17 protein-coding genes are annotated in these 20,864 nt (G+C 55.2%); 13 read left to right on the top strand and 4 right to left on the bottom strand.

The genetic code is table 11. The features are described 5' to 3' along the window. The first annotated feature begins 11 nt into the window (after positions 1–11). From AC3WS9_RS15385 to nei, 4 genes are read left to right on the top strand one after another with little or no spacing between them, the layout of a single operon-like run. Positions 12–731, top strand: coding sequence for a DUF969 domain-containing protein (locus tag AC3WS9_RS15385; RefSeq protein WP_282494107.1), 720 nt, complete (start codon positions 12–14; stop codon positions 729–731). Then, a complete protein-coding gene (locus tag AC3WS9_RS15380) occupies positions 728–1,723 on the top strand; it encodes a DUF979 domain-containing protein (RefSeq protein ID WP_282494106.1) in 996 nt (331 codons plus the stop codon). The genes AC3WS9_RS15385 and AC3WS9_RS15380 overlap by 4 nt, the downstream gene beginning before the upstream one ends. Before the next feature lie 9 nt (positions 1,724–1,732). Next, the gene (pcp, locus tag AC3WS9_RS15375; RefSeq protein ID WP_285149036.1) at positions 1,733–2,377 is read left to right on the top strand and encodes a pyroglutamyl-peptidase I; all 645 of its coding nucleotides are present in this window, start codon (positions 1,733–1,735) and stop codon (positions 2,375–2,377) included. Positions 2,378–2,390: 13 nt separating this feature from the next. Next, positions 2,391–3,182, top strand: a complete 792-nt coding sequence (nei, locus tag AC3WS9_RS15370) for an endonuclease VIII (protein WP_492489166.1) — start codon at positions 2,391–2,393, stop codon at positions 3,180–3,182. Between the two features lie 73 nt (positions 3,183–3,255). Here the strand turns inward: nei and AC3WS9_RS15365 are convergent, their stop codons facing one another. Continuing rightward, positions 3,256–4,542 carry a citrate synthase gene (locus AC3WS9_RS15365; RefSeq protein ID WP_282494103.1) on the bottom strand — a complete coding sequence of 429 codons (1,287 nt, stop codon included), beginning with the start codon at positions 4,540–4,542 and terminating at the stop codon, positions 3,256–3,258. Positions 4,543–5,180: 638 nt separating this feature from the next. On the opposite strand from AC3WS9_RS15365, the gene sdhC reads away from it, so the two are divergent. From sdhC to sucD, 8 genes are all read left to right on the top strand, one after another. Beyond that, complete coding sequence (gene sdhC, locus AC3WS9_RS15360; RefSeq protein WP_282494102.1) at positions 5,181–5,585, top strand: succinate dehydrogenase cytochrome b556 subunit; 405 nt, start codon at positions 5,181–5,183, stop codon at positions 5,583–5,585. Next, positions 5,579–5,926, top strand: coding sequence for a succinate dehydrogenase membrane anchor subunit (sdhD, locus tag AC3WS9_RS15355; RefSeq protein WP_095281269.1), 348 nt, complete (start codon positions 5,579–5,581; stop codon positions 5,924–5,926). The genes sdhC and sdhD overlap by 7 nt, the downstream gene beginning before the upstream one ends. Further along, positions 5,926–7,692, top strand: a complete 1,767-nt coding sequence (gene sdhA / locus AC3WS9_RS15350) for a succinate dehydrogenase flavoprotein subunit (RefSeq protein WP_285146590.1) — start codon at positions 5,926–5,928, stop codon at positions 7,690–7,692. Before sdhD ends, sdhA begins: the two co-directional genes overlap by 1 nt. A 15-nt stretch (positions 7,693–7,707) precedes the next feature. After that, positions 7,708–8,424, top strand: a complete 717-nt coding sequence (locus AC3WS9_RS15345) for a succinate dehydrogenase iron-sulfur subunit (protein WP_103948365.1) — start codon at positions 7,708–7,710, stop codon at positions 8,422–8,424. A 248-nt stretch (positions 8,425–8,672) separates the two neighbouring features. Further along, the gene (gene sucA / locus AC3WS9_RS15340; protein ID WP_282494099.1) at positions 8,673–11,480 is read left to right on the top strand and encodes a 2-oxoglutarate dehydrogenase E1 component; all 2,808 of its coding nucleotides are present in this window, start codon (positions 8,673–8,675) and stop codon (positions 11,478–11,480) included. A gap of 14 nt (positions 11,481–11,494) precedes the next feature. Then, positions 11,495–12,721, top strand: coding sequence for a 2-oxoglutarate dehydrogenase complex dihydrolipoyllysine-residue succinyltransferase (gene odhB / locus AC3WS9_RS15335; protein WP_103948364.1), 1,227 nt, complete (start codon positions 11,495–11,497; stop codon positions 12,719–12,721). Between the two features lie 152 nt (positions 12,722–12,873). Continuing rightward, positions 12,874–14,040, top strand: coding sequence for an ADP-forming succinate--CoA ligase subunit beta (sucC, locus tag AC3WS9_RS15330; RefSeq protein WP_059355295.1), 1,167 nt, complete (start codon positions 12,874–12,876; stop codon positions 14,038–14,040). Further along, positions 14,040–14,909, top strand: a complete 870-nt coding sequence (sucD, locus tag AC3WS9_RS15325; protein ID WP_095281274.1) for a succinate--CoA ligase subunit alpha — start codon at positions 14,040–14,042, stop codon at positions 14,907–14,909. Before sucC ends, sucD begins: the two co-directional genes overlap by 1 nt. Before the next feature lie 81 nt (positions 14,910–14,990). Here sucD and AC3WS9_RS15320 read toward each other — a convergent pair whose 3' ends face one another. From AC3WS9_RS15320 to AC3WS9_RS15310, 3 genes are read right to left on the bottom strand one after another with little or no spacing between them, the layout of a single operon-like run. Continuing rightward, entirely contained in the window at positions 14,991–16,925 is a 1,935-nt protein-coding gene (locus tag AC3WS9_RS15320; protein WP_492489161.1) for a heparinase II/III domain-containing protein, read from the bottom strand. A 17-nt stretch (positions 16,926–16,942) separates the two neighbouring features. Continuing rightward, positions 16,943–18,154, bottom strand: coding sequence for an alginate lyase family protein (locus tag AC3WS9_RS15315; RefSeq protein ID WP_492489159.1), 1,212 nt, complete (start codon positions 18,152–18,154; stop codon positions 16,943–16,945). 26 nt (positions 18,155–18,180) lie between these two features. Next, on the bottom strand, positions 18,181–19,440 hold the full coding sequence (locus AC3WS9_RS15310; RefSeq protein WP_282494096.1) for an MFS transporter: 1,260 nt from the start codon (positions 19,438–19,440) through the stop codon (positions 18,181–18,183). Between the two features lie 363 nt (positions 19,441–19,803). Here AC3WS9_RS15310 and AC3WS9_RS15305 point away from each other — a divergent pair, with 363 nt between their 5' ends. After that, positions 19,804–20,559, top strand: coding sequence for an oligogalacturonate-specific porin KdgM family protein (locus AC3WS9_RS15305; RefSeq protein ID WP_285158586.1), 756 nt, complete (start codon positions 19,804–19,806; stop codon positions 20,557–20,559). Positions 20,560–20,864 lie beyond the last annotated feature (305 nt).

Genomic DNA, 20,864 nt, shown 5'->3' with positions numbered 1-20,864 from the left:
AGGAAGAAAAAATGGCAGAGACGCTTTCGCTCTGGCCACTCATCGGTATTGCGGTGATCGTGGTCGGGTTTATCTTACGTTTTAATCCGGTGCTGGTGGTCATAGTCGCCGGGATTGTCACCGGCGTGGCGGCGCATATGCCCATCGCCACCATCCTCGAAAAGCTGGGCGAAGGGTTCCTGAATACCCGTAACCTGCCCTATATCCTTCTGATTCCTTTAGCCGTTATCGGCCTGCTCGAACGGCACGGGCTGAAAGAGCGTGCCCAGGCGTGGATCGCTAAAATCCACAGCGCGACGGCAGGGCGCTTGCTGATTGTCTATCTCTTCGTGCGCGAGGCCACGGCGGCAATGGGCCTGACCAGTCTCGGCGGGCATCCGCAGATGGTGCGACCGCTGCTGGCGCCGATGGCAGAGGGTGCGGCGGAGAAAAAATATGGCGAGCTGCCGGGCGCGGTGCGCTATCGCCTGCGGGCGATGTCGGCGGCGACGGATAACGTCGGGCTGTTCTTCGGCGAGGATATCTTCGTCGCTTTCGGGGCAATCATCTTTATGCATAACTTTATGCTCGAGTCCGGCGGGATTCAGACCGAGCCGTTGCACATTGCGCTGTGGGGGATTCCGACGGCGATCTGCGCCTTCATCATTCACGCCACTCGCCTGTGGCGGCTGGACAAGCATCTTGAGCGCGAGCTGGCGAAAACCGCTCACTCGCAGGGAGATGCGTCATGAATTTCCAGCAAAGTTATCTCTACTGGCTGGCAGGGCTGGTCCTGCTGATCGTCGCGGTGATGTCGTTCCGCGATAAAGCCAACCCCAGACGCATCACCACCGGCCTGTTCTGGGGCGTCTACGGCCTGATCTTCCTCCTCGGTGACTGGACCTATCAGCTGGTGGGCGATAAGCGCACGGTACACATTGCCGTCGGGGTGGCCGTTGTCGGCCTGGCGCTGATCGCCGGTTTTGGCGGCGTTAAGCTCGGCAGCTATCACCAGCGTAAACCCGAAGAGCGGGAGGCCAGCGCGAAGCGGCTCGGCAACCGACTGTTCTATCCGGCGCTCGCCATTCCGGTGGTGACGGTGGTGGGCGTGCTGATGTTCAACCATGTGCCGGGGCTGCAGGAAGGTCTGTTTGGGCCGGGGAATCACTCGACGCTGGTCACGCTCTTCTCCATGACCGTCGGGTCGCTGATTGGCCTGGCGATGGCGGTCAAAATGACGCACGAAAAAGTGCATCAGCCCCTGCAGGAGGCGCGCCGCCTGCTGGACTCCATCGGCTGGGCGTTTATCCTGCCGCAAATTCTGGCGACGCTGGGTCTGCTGTTTACCGCCGCCGGCGTGGGCGACGGGATCTCCTGGCTGACGAAAACCTATCTGGCGGTGGACAGCCGCTTTATCGCCGTGGCGGTGTATGCCATCGGCATGGCGCTGCTCACCATGGTGATGGGCAATGCGTTCGCGGCGTTCCCGATTGTGACAGCGGGGATCGGCATTCCGATTCTGGTGCTGCAGCACGGCGGTAACCCGGCGGTGATGGCGGCGATCGGTATGTTCTCCGGCTACTGCGGCACCTTGATGACGCCGATGGCGGCGAACTTTAACATCGTGCCCGCCGCGCTGCTGGAGCTGCCGGATAAAAATGCGGTGATCAAAGCGCAGGTCCCGACCGGCGTGTTGCTCCTGATTGCCAACGTGTTCCTGCTCTATTTCCTGATGTTCCTGTAAGGAGAGACGATGCGTTATGTATTAGTCACCGGTTTTGAGCCCTTTGGCGGCGAGACCGTTAACCCTTCGTGGGAAGTGGTCAGCCAGCTTGAGGGAAGTATTATCGACCGCTGTCGCGTGGTGACGCGCCAGCTTCCCTGCGTGTTTGGCGAATCCTTAAGCGTGCTGAACGCGGCTATCGATGAACTTAATCCGGCGGTGGTGATTGCCGTCGGGCAGGCGGGTGGGCGCGTGGATGTGACCATCGAGCGCGTTGCCATCAACGTGGACGATGCGCGTATCCCGGATAATCGCGGACAGCAGCCGATTGATGTGCCCATTGTACCGGGCGGTCCGGCGGCGTGGTTTACCCGGCTTCCGATTAAGGCGACGGTGGCGGCGATGCGTGAAAGCGGCATTCCGGCGTCTGTTTCCCAGACGGCGGGAACCTTCGTCTGCAACCACGTGATGTACGGATTGCTGCATAAAATCAGCGATAGCGCGGAGGTGAAGGGCGGGTTTATCCATATCCCTTACCTGCCGGAACAGGCCGCAGCCCATCCGGGCGCACCGAGCATGGCGGCGCAGACGGTGAAAGCGGCGCTGATCGTGGCGATTGAAGTGGCGCTGCGCCAGACGGATGACGTCAAAATCGTGGGCGGCGCGACGCACTAACAAAGGAGCAAAGATGCCAGAAGGTCCGGAGATCCGCCGCGCGGCGGATAGCCTGGAGGCGGCGATAAAGGGCAAACCACTCACCGATGCGTGGTTTGCTTTCCCTCAGTTAAAACCCTATGAAACTCAGCTTATCGGGCAAAGCGTGACCCATATCGAGACGCGCGGCAAAGCCCTGCTGACACATTTCACCCATAACCTGACGTTATATAGCCACAATCAGCTTTATGGCGTCTGGCGTGTGATTAATGTGGGTGAGCAGTTACAAACCAACCGGGTGTTACGCGTCAGATTGCAGACGGCGGAGAAGGCCATTTTGCTCTACAGCGCCTCGGATATTGAGATGTTAACGCCGGAGCAACTGCTCACTCACCCGTTCCTGCAGCGGGTGGGGCCGGATGTGCTGGATTTGCGTCTGACGGCAGACGAGGTGAAAGCCCGGCTGCTGTCGCCCGCGTTTCGCAATCGCCAGTTTTCCGGGCTGCTGCTCGACCAGGCGTTTCTCGCCGGGTTAGGCAACTATTTGCGCGTCGAAATTCTGTGGGAAGTGGGTCTGGCAGGACAACGTAAGGCGTCTCAGCTCAATGAGATTCAGGTTGATGCCCTGTCTCACGCGCTGCTGGAGATTCCTCGTCTCTCCTACAACACGCGCGGCGTGGTCGATGAGAATAAACATCACGGGGCGTTGTTCCGTTTTAAGGTGTTTCATCGCGAAGGGAAGCCGTGCGAGCGATGTGGCGGGGCGATTGAGCGAACGATGTTGTCGTCGCGGCCATTTTATTGGTGCCCGCAGTGCCAGAAGTAAAAAAGCCGGGTGGCGGCTGCGCCTTACCCGGCCTACATTCGAACATGAGCCCGGTACATGACCGGGCTGATTCTTACTTTTTCTTCACATCAGACTTAAAATCACGCTGGTCGTAGCCGGTGTACAGCTGACGAGGACGCGCGATTTTCATGCCTTCGCTGTGCATTTCGTTCCAGTGTGCAATCCAGCCGACGGTACGCGCCATCGCGAAGATCACGGTGAACATGGAAGACGGAATGCCCATCGCTTTCAGAATAATGCCAGAGTAGAAATCGACGTTCGGGTACAGTTTCTTCTCGATGAAGTACGGGTCGTTCAGCGCGATATGTTCCAGCTCCATCGCCACTTCCAGCAGATCATCTTTAGTACCCAGCTCTTTCAGCACTTCGTGGCAGGTTTCACGCATGACGGTCGCGCGTGGGTCATAGTTTTTGTAAACACGGTGACCGAAGCCCATCAGGCGGAAGGAGTCGTTTTTGTCTTTCGCACGACGCACGAACTCAGGAATGTGCTCAACGGAGCTGATCTCTTCCAGCATCTTCAGTGCCGCTTCGTTTGCGCCACCGTGCGCCGGTCCCCACAGGGAGGCGATACCGGCAGCGATACAGGCGAACGGGTTCGCGCCTGAAGAGCCTGCGGTACGGACGGTAGAGGTCGATGCGTTCTGTTCGTGGTCAGCGTGCAGGATCAGAATACGGTCCATTGCGCGCTCAAGCACCGGGTTCACCTCGTAGGTTTCGCACGGTGTGGAGAACATCATGTTCAGGAAGTTGCCTGAATAGGAGAGGTCGTTACGCGGGTAAACAAATGGCTGACCGATGGAATATTTGTAACACATCGCCGCCATGGTTGGCATTTTGGACAGCAGACGGAATGCCGCGATATCGCGATGGCGTGGGTTATTCACGTCCAGGGAGTCGTGGTAGAACGCCGCCAGCGCACCGGTAATCCCACACATCACGGCCATCGGATGCGAATCACGACGGAATGCATGGAACAGACGGGTAATCTGCTCATGAATCATGGTGTGGCGGGTAACGGTGGTTCTGAACTCATCGTACTGTTCCTGCGTCGGTTTTTCGCCGTTCAGCAGGATGTAGCACACTTCCAGATAGTTGGATTCGGTGGCTAACTGATCGATGGGGAAACCGCGGTGGAGCAGGATACCTTCGTCACCGTCGATATAGGTGATTTTGGATTCGCAAGATGCGGTGGAGGTGAAGCCAGGGTCAAAGGTAAATACCCCTTTAGAACCCAGAGTACGGATATCAATAACATCCTGACCGAGCGTGCCTTTTAGCACATCCAGTTCAATAGCAGTGTCACCGTTTAGGGTGAGCTTTGCCTTTGTATCAGCCATTTACGGTCTCCTTAGCGCCTTATGCTTAAGACCACGCTTTTACAGATTCGCTTTCAGCTGTTTATCACATCGTTACCAGTTTGTTATTTGGCTTGCCGCTCAGCTCGCGAGGAGAAACCAGGGTACAGAGCTATGGCGCCTTGCAGGTAAACGAATGAAAAATCAGAGAAACAACAGCAAATCAGTGTCTTCGCAGTCCGAATTATTCAAACCTGTATATCACTAATAACTGTCCTGATAACTTCGGTCAATACCATCACACTGTTACATAACTAAATCTCAGGTGAAAGAGAGACCTCATAACTTTTGCGCATTATATGCCTTTTCTGCTGTTGTTTGTAACAATAATGTTTAATCTTTGTCAAATCCGATGATTAAAATTTAAAATAATGTTGTTATCGTGACTCTGATCACTGTTCCGCATAAAACCCGACAAACTGTATGTAGGTTAATTGTAATGGTTTTGTGAACGACCTATACTGCCGCCAGGTCTCCGGAACACCCTGCAATCCCGAGCCACCCAGCGTTGTAACGTGTCGTTTTAGCATTTGGAAGCAATGTTTACCATGACGCGTAGTTATAGAAAGGACGCTGCTTGACCCGCACGCAGACCGGAGGAAGGAAACAATAAGAACAGCATGTGGGCGTTATTCATGATAAGAAATGTGAAAAAACAAAGACCTGTCAATCTGGATCTCAAAACGATCCGATTCCCCGTAACGGCAATAGCGTCCATTCTCCACCGTGTCTCCGGTGTGATTACGTTCGTGGCAGTGGGTATTCTGCTGTGGTTACTGGGGACCAGCCTCTCTTCTCCTGAAGGATTCCTCCAGGCCTCTGCCATTATGAGCAGCTTCTTCGTGAAATTTATCATGTGGGGCATTCTCACCGCGCTGGCATACCACGTTGTGGTTGGCGTTCGCCATCTGATGATGGACTTTGGCTATTTGGAAGAGACTTTTGAAGCAGGGAAACGCTCTGCCAATATTTCCTTTGTGATTACAGTCGTGCTCTCAATTCTTGCAGGAGTCCTCGTATGGTAAGCAACGCCTCCGCATTAGGACGCAACGGCGTACATGACTTCATTCTGGTCCGCGCTACCGCCATCGTCCTCACGCTTTACATCATCTACATGATCGGTTTCTTCGCGACCAGCGGTGAGCTGACGTGGGAGATCTGGAGCGGGTTCTTCGGATCTGCCTTCACCAAAGTGTTCACCCTGCTGGCTCTGTTCTCCATCCTTATTCATGCCTGGATTGGCATGTGGCAGGTGTTGACCGATTACGTTAAACCGCTGGCTATTCGCTTGCCGCTACAACTCCTGATTGTTGTCGCTCTGGTGGTTTACGTTATTTATGGATTTGTTGTGGTGTGGGGTGTGTGATGAAACTGCCAGTCAGAGAATTTGATGCTGTTGTGATTGGTGCCGGTGGCGCAGGTATGCGCGCGGCGCTGCAAATTTCCCAGAGCGGCCAGACCTGTGCGCTGCTCTCTAAAGTCTTCCCGACCCGTTCCCATACCGTATCAGCCCAGGGTGGTATCACCGTGGCGCTCGGTAATACCCATGAAGATAACTGGGAATGGCATATGTATGACACGGTGAAAGGTTCCGATTATATCGGTGACCAGGACGCCATCGAATATATGTGTAAGACCGGCCCGGAAGCGATTCTGGAGCTGGACCACATGGGCCTGCCGTTCTCCCGCCTGGAAGATGGCACCATTTATCAGCGTCCGTTTGGCGGCCAGTCGAAAAACTTCGGCGGCGAGCAGGCGGCACGTACTGCGGCAGCGGCTGACCGTACCGGTCACGCACTGCTGCACACCCTGTATCAACAGAACCTGAAAAACCACACCACTATTTTCTCCGAGTGGTATGCGCTGGATCTGGTGAAAAATGAAGATGGCGCAGTGGTCGGGTGTACCGCTCTGTGCATCGAAACCGGTGAAGTGGTTTACTTCAAAGCCCGTGCGACCGTGCTGGCGACCGGCGGCGCAGGCCGTATTTACCAGTCCACCACCAACGCCCACATCAACACCGGCGACGGCGTAGGTATGGCGATCCGCGCGGGCGTGCCTGTGCAGGATATGGAAATGTGGCAGTTCCACCCGACCGGCATCGCCGGTGCTGGCGTTCTGGTGACAGAAGGCTGCCGTGGTGAAGGTGGTTACCTGCTGAACAAACACGGCGAGCGCTTCATGGAGCGTTATGCCCCGAATGCGAAAGACCTGGCGGGTCGTGACGTGGTGGCGCGTTCCATCATGATCGAAATCCGTGAAGGTCGCGGCTGCGATGGTCCGTGGGGCCCGCACGCGAAACTGAAACTGGATCACCTGGGTAAAGAAGTTCTGGAATCCCGTCTGCCGGGCATCCTGGAGCTGTCGCGCACCTTCGCGCACGTTGACCCGGTGAAAGAGCCCATTCCGGTTATCCCAACCTGCCACTACATGATGGGCGGTATTCCGACCAAAGTGACCGGTCAGGCGCTGACCGTGAACGAGCAGGGCGAAGACGTGGTGATTCCTGGCCTGTTCGCCGTCGGCGAAATCGCCTGCGTATCGGTCCACGGTGCGAACCGTCTGGGCGGCAACTCGCTGCTCGACCTGGTGGTGTTTGGTCGTGCGGTTGGCCTGCATCTGCAGGAATCTATCGCCGAGCAGGGCGACCTGCGCGATGCCACTGAGGCTAACATTGAAGCTTCCCTTGAGCGTCTTAACCGCTGGAACGGCAACCGCGACGGCGAAGATCCGGTGGAAATCCGCAAAGCGCTGCAAGAGTGTATGCAGCACAACTTCTCGGTCTTCCGCGAAGGCGATGCGATGGCCAAAGGGCTTGAGCAGCTGAAAGCGATCCGCGAGCGCCTCAAAAACGCCCGTCTGGACGATACTTCCAGCGAGTTCAACACCCAGCGCGTCGAGTGCCTGGAGCTGGATAACCTGATGGAAACCGCCTATGCAACGGCCGTCTCCGCAAACTTCCGTACCGAAAGCCGTGGCGCCCATAGCCGCTTCGACTTCCCGGATCGTGACGATGAAAACTGGCTGTGCCATTCCCTGTATCTGCCAGAGTCGGAATCCATGACGCGTCGTAGCGTCAACATGGAGCCGAAACTGCGTCCGGCGTTCCCGCCGAAGATTCGTACCTATTAATGCGGAGACAGGATAATGAAACTCGAATTCTCAGTTTATCGTTATAACCCGGATGTTGATGACGCTCCGCATATGCAGGATTACACCCTGGAAGCGGAAGAAGGTCGCGACATGATGCTGCTTGATGCGTTAATGCAGCTGAAAGAAAAAGACCCGACACTGTCGTTCCGTCGCTCCTGCCGTGAAGGGGTTTGTGGCTCCGACGGCGTGAACATGAACGGCAAAAATGGCCTGGCCTGTATCACCCCGATTTCGGCGTTGCAGCGTGCCGGTCAGAAAATTGTGATCCGTCCTCTGCCTGGCCTGCCGGTCGTTCGCGATTTGGTGGTGGACATGGGGCAATTCTATGCACAATATGAGAAGATTAAGCCTTACTTGTTGAATAATGGGCAAAATCCACCCGCTCGCGAGCATTTACAGTCGCCAGAGCAGCGTGAAAAACTCGATGGTCTGTATGAGTGTATTCTCTGTGCATGCTGTTCGACCTCTTGCCCGTCGTTCTGGTGGAACCCGGACAAGTTTATCGGCCCGGCCGGTCTGCTGGCTGCGTATCGCTTCCTGATTGACAGCCGCGATACCGAAACCGACAGCCGTCTGGAAGGGTTGAGCGATGCTTTCAGCGTATTCCGCTGCCATAGCATCATGAACTGCGTCAGTGTATGTCCTAAGGGGCTGAACCCGACGCGCGCCATCGGCCATATTAAGTCGATGCTGTTGCAGCGCAGTGCGTAAGTAACACCGCCGGATGGCGCTTCGCTTATCCGGCCTACGTAAAGTAGGCCCGGTAAGCGGAGCGCCACCGGGCAAAGCAGAAATTGTAGGAAACCTCTAAAAACTGCCCTGAAGTGCAGACAGTTTTTAAAGGTTCCTTCGCGAGCCCAAGACAACATAAGAGCTCGCAGGTGAACCCCGGCACGTACACGAGGTGTGCGTGGTAGTTTCTACGGCGAAATAAGCATAAAAATGCTTAAGGGATCACGATGCAGAACGGCGCAATGAAAGCCTGGCTGGACTCTTCTTTCCTCTCTGGTGCAAACCAAAGCTGGATAGAACAGCTCTATGAAGACTTCTTAACCGATCCTGACTCAGTGGACGCTAACTGGCGTTCCATGTTCCAGCAGTTACCTGGCACTGGGGTCAAACCGGATCAATTCCATTCCAAAACACGTGATTATTTCCGTCGTCTGGCGAAGGATGCCTCACGTTACTCTTCCTCGATCTCTGACCCTGACACCAATGTGAAGCAGGTTAAAGTCCTGCAGCTCATCAATGCTTATCGCTTCCGTGGTCACCAGCATGCGAACCTCGATCCGCTGGGACTGTGGAAACAAGAACGTGTGGCGGATCTTGATCCGGCGTATCACGATCTGACCGAGGCGGATTTCCAGGAAAGCTTTAACGTCGGCTCCTTTGCCAGCGGCAAAGACACGATGAAGCTGGGAGAGCTGCTTGAGGCGCTCAAACAAACTTACTGCGGCTCCATCGGCGCCGAGTACATGCACATCACCTCCACCGACGAAAAACGCTGGATCCAGCAGCGCATCGAATCGGTAACCGGCCACGCCAGCTTTAGCGTTGAAGAGAAAAAACGCTTCCTGAGCGAACTGACCGCAGCAGAAGGTCTGGAGCGTTACCTCGGTGCGAAATTCCCGGGTGCAAAACGCTTCTCCCTCGAAGGCGGCGATGCCTTAGTGCCAATGCTGAAAGAACTGATTCGTCATGCGGGCAACAGCGGCACCCGTGAAGTGGTGCTGGGGATGGCGCACCGTGGTCGTCTGAACGTACTGGTTAACGTGCTGGGTAAAAAACCGCAGGACCTGTTCGACGAATTCGCGGGCAAACATAAAGAACACCTCGGTACTGGTGACGTGAAGTACCACATGGGCTTCTCATCAGATATCGAAACCAACGGTGGCCTGGTTCACCTGGCGCTGGCGTTTAACCCGTCGCACCTGGAGATCGTCAGCCCGGTGGTTATCGGTTCCGTGCGCGCGCGTCTGGACAGACTGGACGAGCCAAGCAGCAATAAAGTGCTGCCAATCACCATTCACGGTGATGCGGCGGTGACCGGGCAGGGCGTCGTTCAGGAGACCCTGAACATGTCCAAAGCGCGTGGTTACGAAGTGGGCGGTACCGTTCGCATCGTCATCAACAACCAGGTGGGCTTCACGACCTCTAACCCACTGGATGCGCGCTCCACGCCGTACTGTACTGACATCGGTAAAATGGTGCAGGCGCCGATCTTCCACGTGAACGCGGATGACCCGGAAGCAGTCGCTTTCGTCACCCGTCTGGCGCTGGATTTCCGTAATACCTTCAAACGCGATGTGTTCATCGACCTGTTCTGCTATCGCCGTCACGGCCATAACGAAGCGGACGAGCCGAGTGCAACCCAGCCGCTGATGTACCAGAAAATCAAAAAGCATCCAACGCCGCGTAAAATCTACGCCGACAAACTGGAAGCGGACAAAATCGCGACCCTCGAAGATGCCACCGAACTGGTTAACCTTTACCGCGACGCGCTGGATGCCGGCGAGTGCGTGGTGAAAGAGCTGCGTCCGATGAACATGCACTCCTTTACCTGGTCGCCGTACCTCAACCACGAGTGGGATGAGAGCTACCCGAACAAGGTCGAGATGAAGCGTCTGCAGGAGCTGGCGAAACGCATCAGCACCGTACCAGAAGCGATCGAGATGCAATCCCGCGTGCAGAAAATCTACTCCGACCGTCAGTCCATGGCGTCCGGTGAGAAGCTGTTCGACTGGGGCGGCGCAGAGAATCTGGCCTACGCAACGCTGGTTGACGAAGGCATTCCGGTGCGTCTGTCCGGTGAAGATGCGGGCCGTGGGACCTTCTTCCACCGTCATGCGGTCATTCACAACCAGACCAACGGTTCCACTTACACTCCGCTGCAGCACGTGCATAACGGTCAGGGCCAGTTCAAGGTCTGGGACTCCGTGCTGTCGGAAGAAGCCGTTCTGGCGTTCGAATACGGCTATGCCACCGCAGAACCTCGCACCCTGACCATCTGGGAAGCGCAGTTCGGTGACTTCGCCAACGGCGCGCAGGTGGTGATCGACCAGTTCATCAGCTCCGGCGAGCAGAAATGGGGCCGTATGTGTGGCCTGGTGATGCTCCTGCCGCACGGCTACGAAGGGCAGGGTCCGGAGCACTCCTCCGCGCGTCTGGAACGTTATCTGCAGCTCTGCGCTGAGCAGAACATGCAGGTTTGCGTGCCATCTACTCCGGCTCAGGTTTACCACATGCTGCGTCGTCAGGCGCTGCGCGGTATGCGTCGTCCGCTGGTGGTGATGTCGCCGAAATCCCTGCTGCGTCATCCGCTGGCCGTGTCCAGCCTCGATGAGCTGGCGAACGGCACCTTCCAGCCCGCGATTGGCGAGATTGATGACCTCGATCCGCAAGGCGTGAAGCGCGTGGTGATGTGTTCTGGTAAGGTTTATTTCGACCTGCTGGAACAGCGCCGCAAGAAAGATCAGAAAGATGTCGCCATCGTGCGTATCGAGCAGCTTTATCCGTTCCCGCATCAGTCGGTGCAGGAAGCGTTGAAACCGTACGCACACGTGCATGATTTTGTCTGGTGCCAGGAAGAGCCGCTCAACCAGGGCGCATGGTACTGCAGCCAGCATCATTTCCGTGATGTGATTCCATTTGGGTCCGCCCTGCGTTACGCAGGTCGCCCGGCCTCCGCCTCTCCGGCGGTAGGGTATATGTCCGTTCACCAGAAGCAACAGCAAGATCTGGTGAATGACGCGCTGAACGTCGAATAATTTAAGGATACAAAATGAGTAGCGTAGATATTCTTGTTCCCGACCTGCCTGAATCCGTCGCTGACGCAACGGTAGCGACCTGGCATAAAAAACCGGGCGATAGCGTTAAGCGCGATGAAGTGCTGGTAGAAATCGAAACTGACAAAGTGGTACTGGAAGTACCGGCATCGGCGGATGGCATTCTGGATGCAGTGCTGGAAGACGAAGGCACCACCGTGACTTCTCGTCAGATCCTCGGTCGCCTGCGTGAAGGCAACAGCGCGGGTAAAGAGTCCAGCGCCAAGTCTGAAAGCAAAGAGTCCACTCCGGCTCAGCGTCAGCAGGCATCTCTGGAAGAACAAACGAATGATGCACTCAGCCCGGCGATCCGTCGCCTGCTGGGTGAACATAATCTCGAAGCCAGCGCCATCAAAGGCACCGGTGTTGGCGGTCGTCTGACCCGTGAAGATGTGGAAAAACATCTGGCGAAAGCGCCGGCTAAAGAAGAAGCCAAAGCACCGGCGGCGGCAGCGCCTGCTGCAGCACAGCCTGCGCTTGGCGCACGCAGTGAAAAACGCGTGCCGATGACTCGCCTGCGTAAGCGTGTGGCTGAGCGTCTGCTGGAAGCGAAAAACTCCACCGCGATGCTGACCACCTTCAACGAAGTCAACATGAAGCCAATCATGGACCTGCGTAAGCAGTACGGTGACGCGTTTGAAAAACGTCACGGTATCCGTCTGGGCTTTATGTCCTTTTACGTGAAAGCGGTGGTTGAAGCGCTGAAACGTTATCCGGAAGTGAATGCCTCTATCGATGGCGAAGATGTGGTGTACCACAACTACTTCGACGTCAGCATGGCGGTTTCCACGCCGCGCGGCCTGGTGACCCCGGTTCTGCGTGACGTTGATACCCTGGGCATGGCGGATATCGAGAAGAAAATCAAAGAGCTGGCGCTGAAAGGCCGCGACGGTAAGCTGACCGTTGAAGACCTGACCGGCGGTAACTTCACCATCACCAACGGTGGTGTATTCGGTTCCCTGATGTCTACCCCAATCATCAACCCGCCGCAGAGCGCGATTCTGGGTATGCATGCCATCAAAGACCGCCCAATGGCGGTTGACGGTAAAGTTGAGATCCTGCCGATGATGTACCTGGCGCTCTCTTACGATCACCGTCTGATTGATGGTCGTGAATCAGTGGGTTATCTGGTGGCGATTAAAGAGCTGCTGGAAGATCCAACGCGTCTGCTGCTGGACGTGTAGTAGTAAGTAGCGCCCGGCGGCATTGCTTTTGCCGGGCCTACCATAGATTCACCTGCCCTGTAGGCCGGGTAAGCGAAGCGCCACCCGGCGCAAAAAATCGCACTGCTCTACAGGCTTTATGATAACGATTACCTGAAGGATGGATAGAACACATGAACTTACATGAATATCAGGCCAAACAGCTGTTTGCCCGGTATGGCTTACCGGCTCCGGTGGGTTATGCCTGTACTACCCCACGTGAAGCTGAAGAAGCCGCATCTAAAATTGGTTCCGGCCCTTGGGTAGTTAAGTGTCAGGTTCACGCTGGTGGCCGCGGTAAAGCGGGCGGTGTGAAGGTTGTGAAGAGCAAAGAAGAGATCCGCGCCTTTGCTGAACACTGGCTGGGCAAACGCCTGGTGACCTACCAGACAGACGCGAACGGCCAGCCGGTAAACCAGATCCTGGTGGAAGCCGCGACCGACATCGCAAAAGAGTTGTACCTCGGCGCGGTTGTCGACCGTAGCTCCCGTCGCGTGGTGTTCATGGCGTCTACTGAAGGCGGCGTGGAAATCGAGAAAGTGGCGGAAGAGACCCCGCATCTGATCCACAAAGTGGCTATCGATCCGCTGGCAGGCCCAATGCCTTACCAGGGTCGTGAGCTGGCATTCAAACTGGGTCTGGAAGGTAAACTGGTTCAACAGTTCACCAAGATCTTCATGGGCCTGGCGACCATTTTCCTTGAGCGCGATCTGGCGCTGATCGAAATCAACCCGCTGGTCATCACCACTCAGGGCGACCTGATCTGCCTCGACGGCAAACTGGGCGCTGACGGCAATGCCCTGTTCCGCCAGTCCGATCTGCGCGAAATGCGCGATCAGTCTCAGGAAGATCCGCGTGAAGCGCAGGCGGCACAGTGGGAACTGAACTACGTCGCACTCGATGGCAACATCGGCTGTATGGTTAACGGTGCGGGCCTGGCAATGGGCACCATGGACATCGTTAAACTGCACGGCGGCGAGCCGGCAAACTTCCTCGACGTGGGCGGCGGCGCGACTAAAGAGCGCGTGACCGAAGCGTTCAAAATCATCCTCTCTGACGACAATGTGAAAGCCGTTCTGGTTAACATCTTCGGCGGCATCGTGCGTTGCGACCTGATCGCTGACGGCATCATCGGTGCGGTAGAAGAAGTGGGCGTGAACGTCCCGGTTGTGGTTCGTCTGGAAGGGAACAACGCTGAACTCGGCGCGAAAAAACTGGCTGACAGTGGCCTGAATATTATTGCAGCGAAAAGTCTGACGGATGCAGCTCAGCAGGTTGTTGCCGCAGTGGAGGGGAAATAATGTCCGTTTTGATTGATAAGAACACTAAAGTTATCTGCCAGGGCTTCACCGGTAGCCAGGGGACTTTCCACTCCGAACAAGCGATTGCTTACGGTACGCAGATGGTTGGCGGCGTGACGCCAGGTAAAGGCGGCACCACGCATTTGGGCCTGCCGGTGTTCAACACCGTGCGCGAAGCCGTAGAAGCGACCGGCGCCACCGCGACCGTGATCTACGTTCCGGCGCCGTTCTGCAAAGATTCCATTCTTGAAGCGATCGACGCAGGCATCAAACTGATCATCACCATTACCGAAGGCATCCCGACGCTGGATATGCTGACTGTAAAAGTTAAGCTGGACGAAGCAGGCGTGCGCATGATCGGGCCAAACTGCCCGGGCGTGATCACCCCAGGCGAATGCAAAATCGGCATCATGCCAGGCCACATTCACAAGCCAGGCAAAGTGGGCATCGTCTCCCGCTCCGGTACCCTGACTTATGAAGCGGTTAAGCAGACCACCGACTACGGTTTCGGCCAGTCCACCTGTGTGGGCATCGGCGGTGACCCGATCCCTGGCTCTAACTTCATCGATATCCTGAAACTGTTCCAGGAAGATCCGCAGACTGAAGCGATCGTGATGATCGGTGAAATCGGCGGTAGCGCAGAAGAAGAAGCCGCAGCGTACATCAAAGATCACGTCACCAAACCGGTTGTCGGTTACATCGCCGGTGTGACTGCGCCAAAAGGCAAACGTATGGGCCACGCTGGCGCCATCATTGCCGGTGGTAAAGGCACAGCGGATGAGAAATTCGCAGCGCTGGAAGCCGCAGGTGTCAAAACCGTTCGTAGCCTGGCCGATATCGGCGAAGCACTGAGCGCTATCATTAAGTAAATCCTCTCTGCTCCCCGTGAGGGGAGCTTTGACATAATAATGTCCGTTTCGACATGGTTGGCCGCTGAAAAGCGGCCTTTTTTATGCGTGGTATTTCTGCTGTAATCTTTTATCCGTCACGATGATTTCCCCTTCGCATGACTCAATGTCCACTTCACTTGTGCCGCTTAAATCCGTCACAAACACCCAGCAAACCCGCGTGTCGTGGCTGCGCATAATCAGGTAATCCAGTTCAGACGTAGAGGGATTGTCCGGCCCTTTGGCCTGAATGACGTGCGCGTTGCTGAGCGAAAAACAGCTGATCGTCACGGGCTTATCAGCCTGATAGCGTAAGTTAGTCTGACCGTTCAGCGGCATTTGCGTGGCCTGGTGGACGTAGGGATAACACAGGCTGATCCCGGTTTGCGGCCTATCTGGCTGGGATTCACCGCGAATCAGGTAGATCGCATCCACACACTGGGCGTGGGGGTTCTCGACATCCCAACGGTCGATAAGCAGATTTTCCGTGACCTGCACGCTGCGCCGGAAAACGACATTGCGGTAGGCGTCCTCATCCCACTCTACGCGCGTTTTGCTGTCCGGCAGGGCGGCGGGGGATCGCCAGTCCACTTCGGTAATCAGGCGCGTAGCAGCAGGTGTCTCCTCATACCGAATCACGCGCGGGACGGCGGGCGGCTGGTTCAGCCCGTTCACGCATAATGTATTGTGTGAAAAAGAGTTTTTGTAGTAGCCGTAGTGCAGCGGTGCGCCGTAGCCCGTGGTGCCGAGATCGGGAAACAGTGCTTTGCCCTGGTTGAAAACGATCAGGTTCAGGCGATCGTAATGATCGTGCTCCCCGCCGTAAGGACCGTGTTTGATGCACACCGCCCGTCCCGGCGCGTTTCGGATCAGGGTAAAACCTGCGCCGGGATGGTGTTCGCTGGCGGTCGGAGCTTGCAGGGCGTCAGCGGGCAGCGGTTGGCCGTAAAACAACGCGTCGATATGATTGCGCGGCGTGGTGCGATAGAGACAGGAGAGCAACTGCCCGTATGCCTCTTCGCCATAATAAAAATACGCAAATTCATAGATATCCGCATGCCCGAGCCGCTCCTGGCCGTTCACGCAATCATTCACTTTCGGCAGCGTCATATCCGGGAGCAGGAATTGCATAGGCAGGCTGAGCATCTGCGGATAGAACGGCTGATCCAGCAGGCTAAACGCGCTCTCTTTCGCCAGCTTTTCAAAGGCGAAAAAGGCTTCCTGGGCGTAGTAGTGATAGTGCAGCGAGCCTTCAAACCATAACCCGCCCGGCAGCAGGGCGTGCTCCAGCTGATAACGCAGGCCGTAGGGGCTGTTAACGGCAAACTCCAGATAAGCATTCTCTTCCAGCACGGCGCCAATGATGCCGACGGTGGCGCTGATCTTCACTTCATGGTTGTGGATCTGATTGCTGCGGTGCTGCATCAGAAACTCTGCGCCGCAGCGCAGCAGACGGGTGGCGATGTATTCGTCCTGCTGAGCCGTCAGTTCGCAACGAATCAGATCAAAACCGCGGGCGAAATCGGCATGACAGTTCGCCTCGCACAGCGTCTGGGCGTTGGCTTTGCCGGGGCCGTTGTAGGGAATACCGCCATGCTCCTGATAATCGGGATAGTACTTCGCGTACTGCATCAGAATATCGATGACTTTATCCCGGTAGCGCGTCTCGCCCGTGAGCAGCCACAGCAGGCTTAGTTCATAGGTTGCTTTCGCGTTCAGCCCGTTCAGCCAGCGCCACCAGGCACCGTAGTAGGGTTCTCCGGTAAAAACCGCCCCGTCCACGGGGCAGCGATGTTTATTGGGGGAGTGCCGGTTCCACTGCAGACGCACGCTGTGTTGCGGGCAGAAGAAGTAGTGGTTCCAGGTGGCGCAGCCGGTTTCGGGCACCAGCGTGTCGCTGTCGATGACGTCGCGGTTGCCCTCAATCAGCCCGGCGAGGATCGCCGGGGTGACGTTTTGACGAGCGGCGGCAAGTTGTTCTGCGGTAAATTGTTTCACTCTGCACCTGTACCCGATTATTTTACCAGCGGAGAGCCGGGCATTAAGAAGTTGATATTATCGGCATTCTCTCTGCTCAGAATGGCGACGCTCTGCGTAAAGGTGGCATCTTTATAGGCTCTTGCCGCAGCCAACATCGGACCGGTGGCTTCCTCCGGGGTGTATTTCAACTCTTTGTAAGGCCAGCTGCTGGCCGGTTTGCCAATTTGCCCGCTGATGAAGACAAACGCGCTTTTGGTGGTGCGGCTGTCGAACTCGAAATTCCACACGTCATTGCCGGTCTGCTCCCCGTAACGCCCCATTCGGCCATAGGCGGCGAGGGCGAAACTGGAGTAATGGAAGGAGCGGGTGCGCTCAAGCTCCGCAGAAAGTTCGCCCTTGCTGTTAATCTGCGAGATCAGATGACGATGCTTAAAGATCTCAATCTGCTCTGTCGCCTGTTTTTTATCCCCGGTGAATAGCGAGAACGCGGTGACCTGGGTGTCGTACCAGGCTCCATGATTGTTGTACCAGTTCGCTTCTTCATGCCCGTTCTGACTGGTTTTCAGCCAGCGAGTGTAGTCAGCGTACCAGCGCTGGTAGCGTTTAAAATCCTGATCCGAAAGTGTTTTCGCGTTGTGTAACAGCACAATGCTGTCCGCGACATCAATCAGCACGCGGGTGTCGATAATGCCAATTCCCCGTCCGTTCACGATGCCCGGAATGGCCTGGGCATAGTTGAGGTTCGGGTTCATCCGCGTCTCTTTGTGCAAGAACCAGGCCTGCAGCTGAGTATTCGCCTTTTGCGCATACTTAGGGTCGCCGCTGTAGAACGCCGCCAGGGCTAACGCGCGGATGTCATCAGAGAAATGGGCCATCCTCTCGCTGTCGGTGTCATCGGTTTTGGAGGACGGATTGATATGACCGTCGTCGCGGACGTAGGGGAGGTGGTCTTTGGTGTCCGGGTTTGGCCACCAGTAAGGGCCAAAACTGTAGTAATCGTGTTTGTTGCCGGAGGCGGGTATCAGCTTTTTCTGCGTTACGCTGTATGGCGGATGCTGCAGGGCCGCGTCGGCTTTTTTCATTAGCGCCTGAATGGCTGGCGTGTAGGCGGCGTCATTCTGGGCGATCTTCGTTTTGATCTCCAGCATCTGCTGGCAGTCATAAGTCAGGCAGGGATCCGCAGCAGACTCGGCATACAGGGGGGCTGCGCACAGCAGGCCGGTGAAACACAGTGTCAGAATTTTCATTTTAATCTCCCTCTTAATAATGCTATTCACGCGACCACAGGTTTCAATGCCGCGGCAGGATTTTTGATGAGCAGCCACAGGAATGCGGCACCGATCAGATCGAAAACGCCCAGGCCAATAAAGAACGCGTTGTAGCCAACCACCGCGACCATCGCGCCGAGGAACAGGCTAAATGCAAAGTTGCCCATGCTGCCGGTAAAAGCGGCAAAGCCGGTGGCGGTGGCGACTTTTTGCTTCGGGAAAAGGTCAGACGACATGCTGATCACGGTAATCGACAGACACTGATGGGCAAAGCCGGCGATACAAAACAGCGCAATGGCAGCATAGACGTTTTCGACGTAGCCGACTGCGGCCATGGACACCATCAGCAGTGCGGCGAAGGTAAAGGTGATGCGTTTGGCGTTGATAATGTGTACGCCGCGATTGTTGAGAAACTTTGAGATGTATCCGGCAGCCAGACAGCCCAGGTCCGCCGTCAGGAATGGCAGCCAGGCAAACATCGCGATTTCACTCAAATTCATATGACGCACGGTGACCAGATACAGCGGCATCCAGTAGTGCAGGGTTCCCCACGCCGGATCGGCCATAAAGCGCGGGAGTGAGATGGCCCACAGGTTTTTATCTTTGATCATCGAGCTGAGAGTCGCTTTTTCTGTCGTCACGACCAGACTGTTGTCCGCCTGAACTTCGTCATACTCCGCTTTGAGCAGCGCCGGATGGCTTTCCGGCGATCGATAGCACACCAGCCACAAAATACTCCACAGAATCCCCATCCCGCCGGTGACCACAAACGACATCTCCCAGTTGTAGTTGAGGATCGCCCAGACTACCAGCGGAGGCGCGAGCATCGCTCCGAGGGAGGTGCCGAGACTGTAGATCCCGCAGGCCAGCCCGCGCTCTTTCGCCGGGAACCACTCGGCGGTGACTTTCATCCCCGCCGGGTTAAATGCTGCTTCGGTCAAACCGAGACCGCCACGCAGGCAGGCTATCGGCAGCCAGGTGCTGAATAGCGCCGTCAGCATGTTGCATAACGACCACAGCGCCGCCAGCACGGCAAAGCTGATGCGCAGGCCAAATTTATCAATGATGAAGCCGCAGGCGATCCCGCCTATGGCGTAGGTGAAGGGAAAGACGGAGACGATCCAGGAGTACTGCTCGCTGGACAAGTTCAGGGTTTTCATCATTTCTGGGGCCGCCACGCCGAGGGTACTGCGTGCCAGGTAGTTGATTATTGTCCCCAGCATGACCAGGGAAATAATATACCAGCGGAGTTTCTTTATCTTCATTATCGCTTCCATGAGTTGGTTGAAATTTCGTTGTTTTAAAAATGAAATGTAATTTCAATTTATCGTATGGAAAAATTTGATGGTCATAATTGATGAGGGTCACAAATTTAAAAACAGGATGGATAATAAATTATTTAAAAAACATATAGGCGGCATGAATTAGTTTTATTTAATCATTTGCACAAATGATCTATTTTTTATAAATATAAAAACGAAACGCTATTTCAATAAAAAGTGTGGGATTGATCTTATTTTTAAAAATATGCAGGTGATCTGTTTTTAGTAATGAATATGATGCCTTCCTGTTGTCAACACCGAGTTCAATACGGCAATACGTTTAATAAAATATAAAAGGGATGAATTATGCAAAAGAAATGGCTATGGACATTACTGGCTTGTGTTAGCGCATGCCCGGTGGTTTGTCAGGCGCTGACGTTTGACGTGCGGGGCGGCTACAGGGCAGGCAGTCACTCGTATGAATCGCGGTACAAGGTGAGCGAAAGCTGGAAAACGGGCTGGTGGGCCAGTATTGAAACCGATAATAAAAACAATAAGAGTAATGGCCGGGGAGCCAATGGGGGGGATAAATCTGACGGTGCTCATTCATTGGGTGACAGCAAAACCGATTACAATGAAATAGAATCTAATTACACGATTCCGTTATCGGATAAATGGAGTTTCCAGCCTGGTGGCATTTATCACTGGAGCAGTAACGGAACGCAAATACGCCCTTATCTCCGGCTGAATTATAAAATCACTCAGGATTTAAGTACGAGTTTACGTTATCGCTATGATTATAACACCTATGAAACCACGAATAGCGCAGGAGAGTCGCATCGCGATAGCGTTAACCGTCTGGACTTGTATCTGGGCTATAAAATCAACCCTAAGTGGAGTGTGCTCTGGCAGGGAACGATATATAAACATGTTAATGATGATTATAAATATAAGAATGACAAATCCTGGTCAACGGAAAATGCCGTTACGCTGCGTTATAAATGGAACAGCTGGTTTAGCCCGTATGTGGAATATGATTATCTCGATAAACAGGGTTTCTACGAAGGGGAAGGGTGCATTGCTGAGTCGCGCTACCGCATCGGTATGACGTTTACGCTCTAAGCAGCAGCAAAATCTGCCCGGCGGATGTGCCGGGCAGGAAGCGCGATGAACATCGGCACTTCTTTCGGCATGAGTCTGCACATGTCACCCCTCAGCAGTACCCAGCCTGACTAAAATTTACACGAACGGACCGGCTAAGACGTTTCGATGATCATTTCGTTAACGTTATAGTTGCGCGATGGTGTTAATTGAACGCTGGCATTGGGTGAAATTAATGTTATTTTTGCCTGGGCTATTGCCGTAATGGAAAAAGAAGTCTAAGCCACTATCCTTAAATGTTTGTCAGCTTTATAAAGCGAGACGAC

It is taken from the genome of Lelliottia sp. EB106-05-01-XG201, assembly GCF_058791735.1.
This window is presented reverse-complemented; position numbering and strand designations above follow the sequence as displayed.

What these genes read in the sequence shown, in the direction of transcription:
- AC3WS9_RS15385 (WP_282494107.1), top strand. Translation starts at nt 12, where the DNA reads ATGGCAGAGACGCTTTCGCTCTGGCCACTCATCGGTATTGCGGTGATC.
- AC3WS9_RS15380 (WP_282494106.1), top strand. Translation starts at nt 728, where the DNA reads ATGAATTTCCAGCAAAGTTATCTCTACTGGCTGGCAGGGCTGGTCCTG.
- pcp (WP_285149036.1), top strand. Translation starts at nt 1,733, where the DNA reads ATGCGTTATGTATTAGTCACCGGTTTTGAGCCCTTTGGCGGCGAGACC.
- nei (WP_492489166.1), top strand. Translation starts at nt 2,391, where the DNA reads ATGCCAGAAGGTCCGGAGATCCGCCGCGCGGCGGATAGCCTGGAGGCG.
- AC3WS9_RS15365 (WP_282494103.1), bottom strand. Translation starts at nt 4,542, where the DNA reads ATGGCTGATACAAAGGCAAAGCTCACCCTAAACGGTGACACTGCTATT.
- sdhC (WP_282494102.1), top strand. Translation starts at nt 5,181, where the DNA reads ATGTGGGCGTTATTCATGATAAGAAATGTGAAAAAACAAAGACCTGTC.
- sdhD (WP_095281269.1), top strand. Translation starts at nt 5,579, where the DNA reads ATGGTAAGCAACGCCTCCGCATTAGGACGCAACGGCGTACATGACTTC.
- sdhA (WP_285146590.1), top strand. Translation starts at nt 5,926, where the DNA reads ATGAAACTGCCAGTCAGAGAATTTGATGCTGTTGTGATTGGTGCCGGT.
- AC3WS9_RS15345 (WP_103948365.1), top strand. Translation starts at nt 7,708, where the DNA reads ATGAAACTCGAATTCTCAGTTTATCGTTATAACCCGGATGTTGATGAC.
- sucA (WP_282494099.1), top strand. Translation starts at nt 8,673, where the DNA reads ATGCAGAACGGCGCAATGAAAGCCTGGCTGGACTCTTCTTTCCTCTCT.
- odhB (WP_103948364.1), top strand. Translation starts at nt 11,495, where the DNA reads ATGAGTAGCGTAGATATTCTTGTTCCCGACCTGCCTGAATCCGTCGCT.
- sucC (WP_059355295.1), top strand. Translation starts at nt 12,874, where the DNA reads ATGAACTTACATGAATATCAGGCCAAACAGCTGTTTGCCCGGTATGGC.
- sucD (WP_095281274.1), top strand. Translation starts at nt 14,040, where the DNA reads ATGTCCGTTTTGATTGATAAGAACACTAAAGTTATCTGCCAGGGCTTC.
- AC3WS9_RS15315 (WP_492489159.1), bottom strand. Translation starts at nt 18,154, where the DNA reads ATGAAAATTCTGACACTGTGTTTCACCGGCCTGCTGTGCGCAGCCCCC.
- AC3WS9_RS15310 (WP_282494096.1), bottom strand. Translation starts at nt 19,440, where the DNA reads ATGAAGATAAAGAAACTCCGCTGGTATATTATTTCCCTGGTCATGCTG.
- AC3WS9_RS15305 (WP_285158586.1), top strand. Translation starts at nt 19,804, where the DNA reads ATGCAAAAGAAATGGCTATGGACATTACTGGCTTGTGTTAGCGCATGC.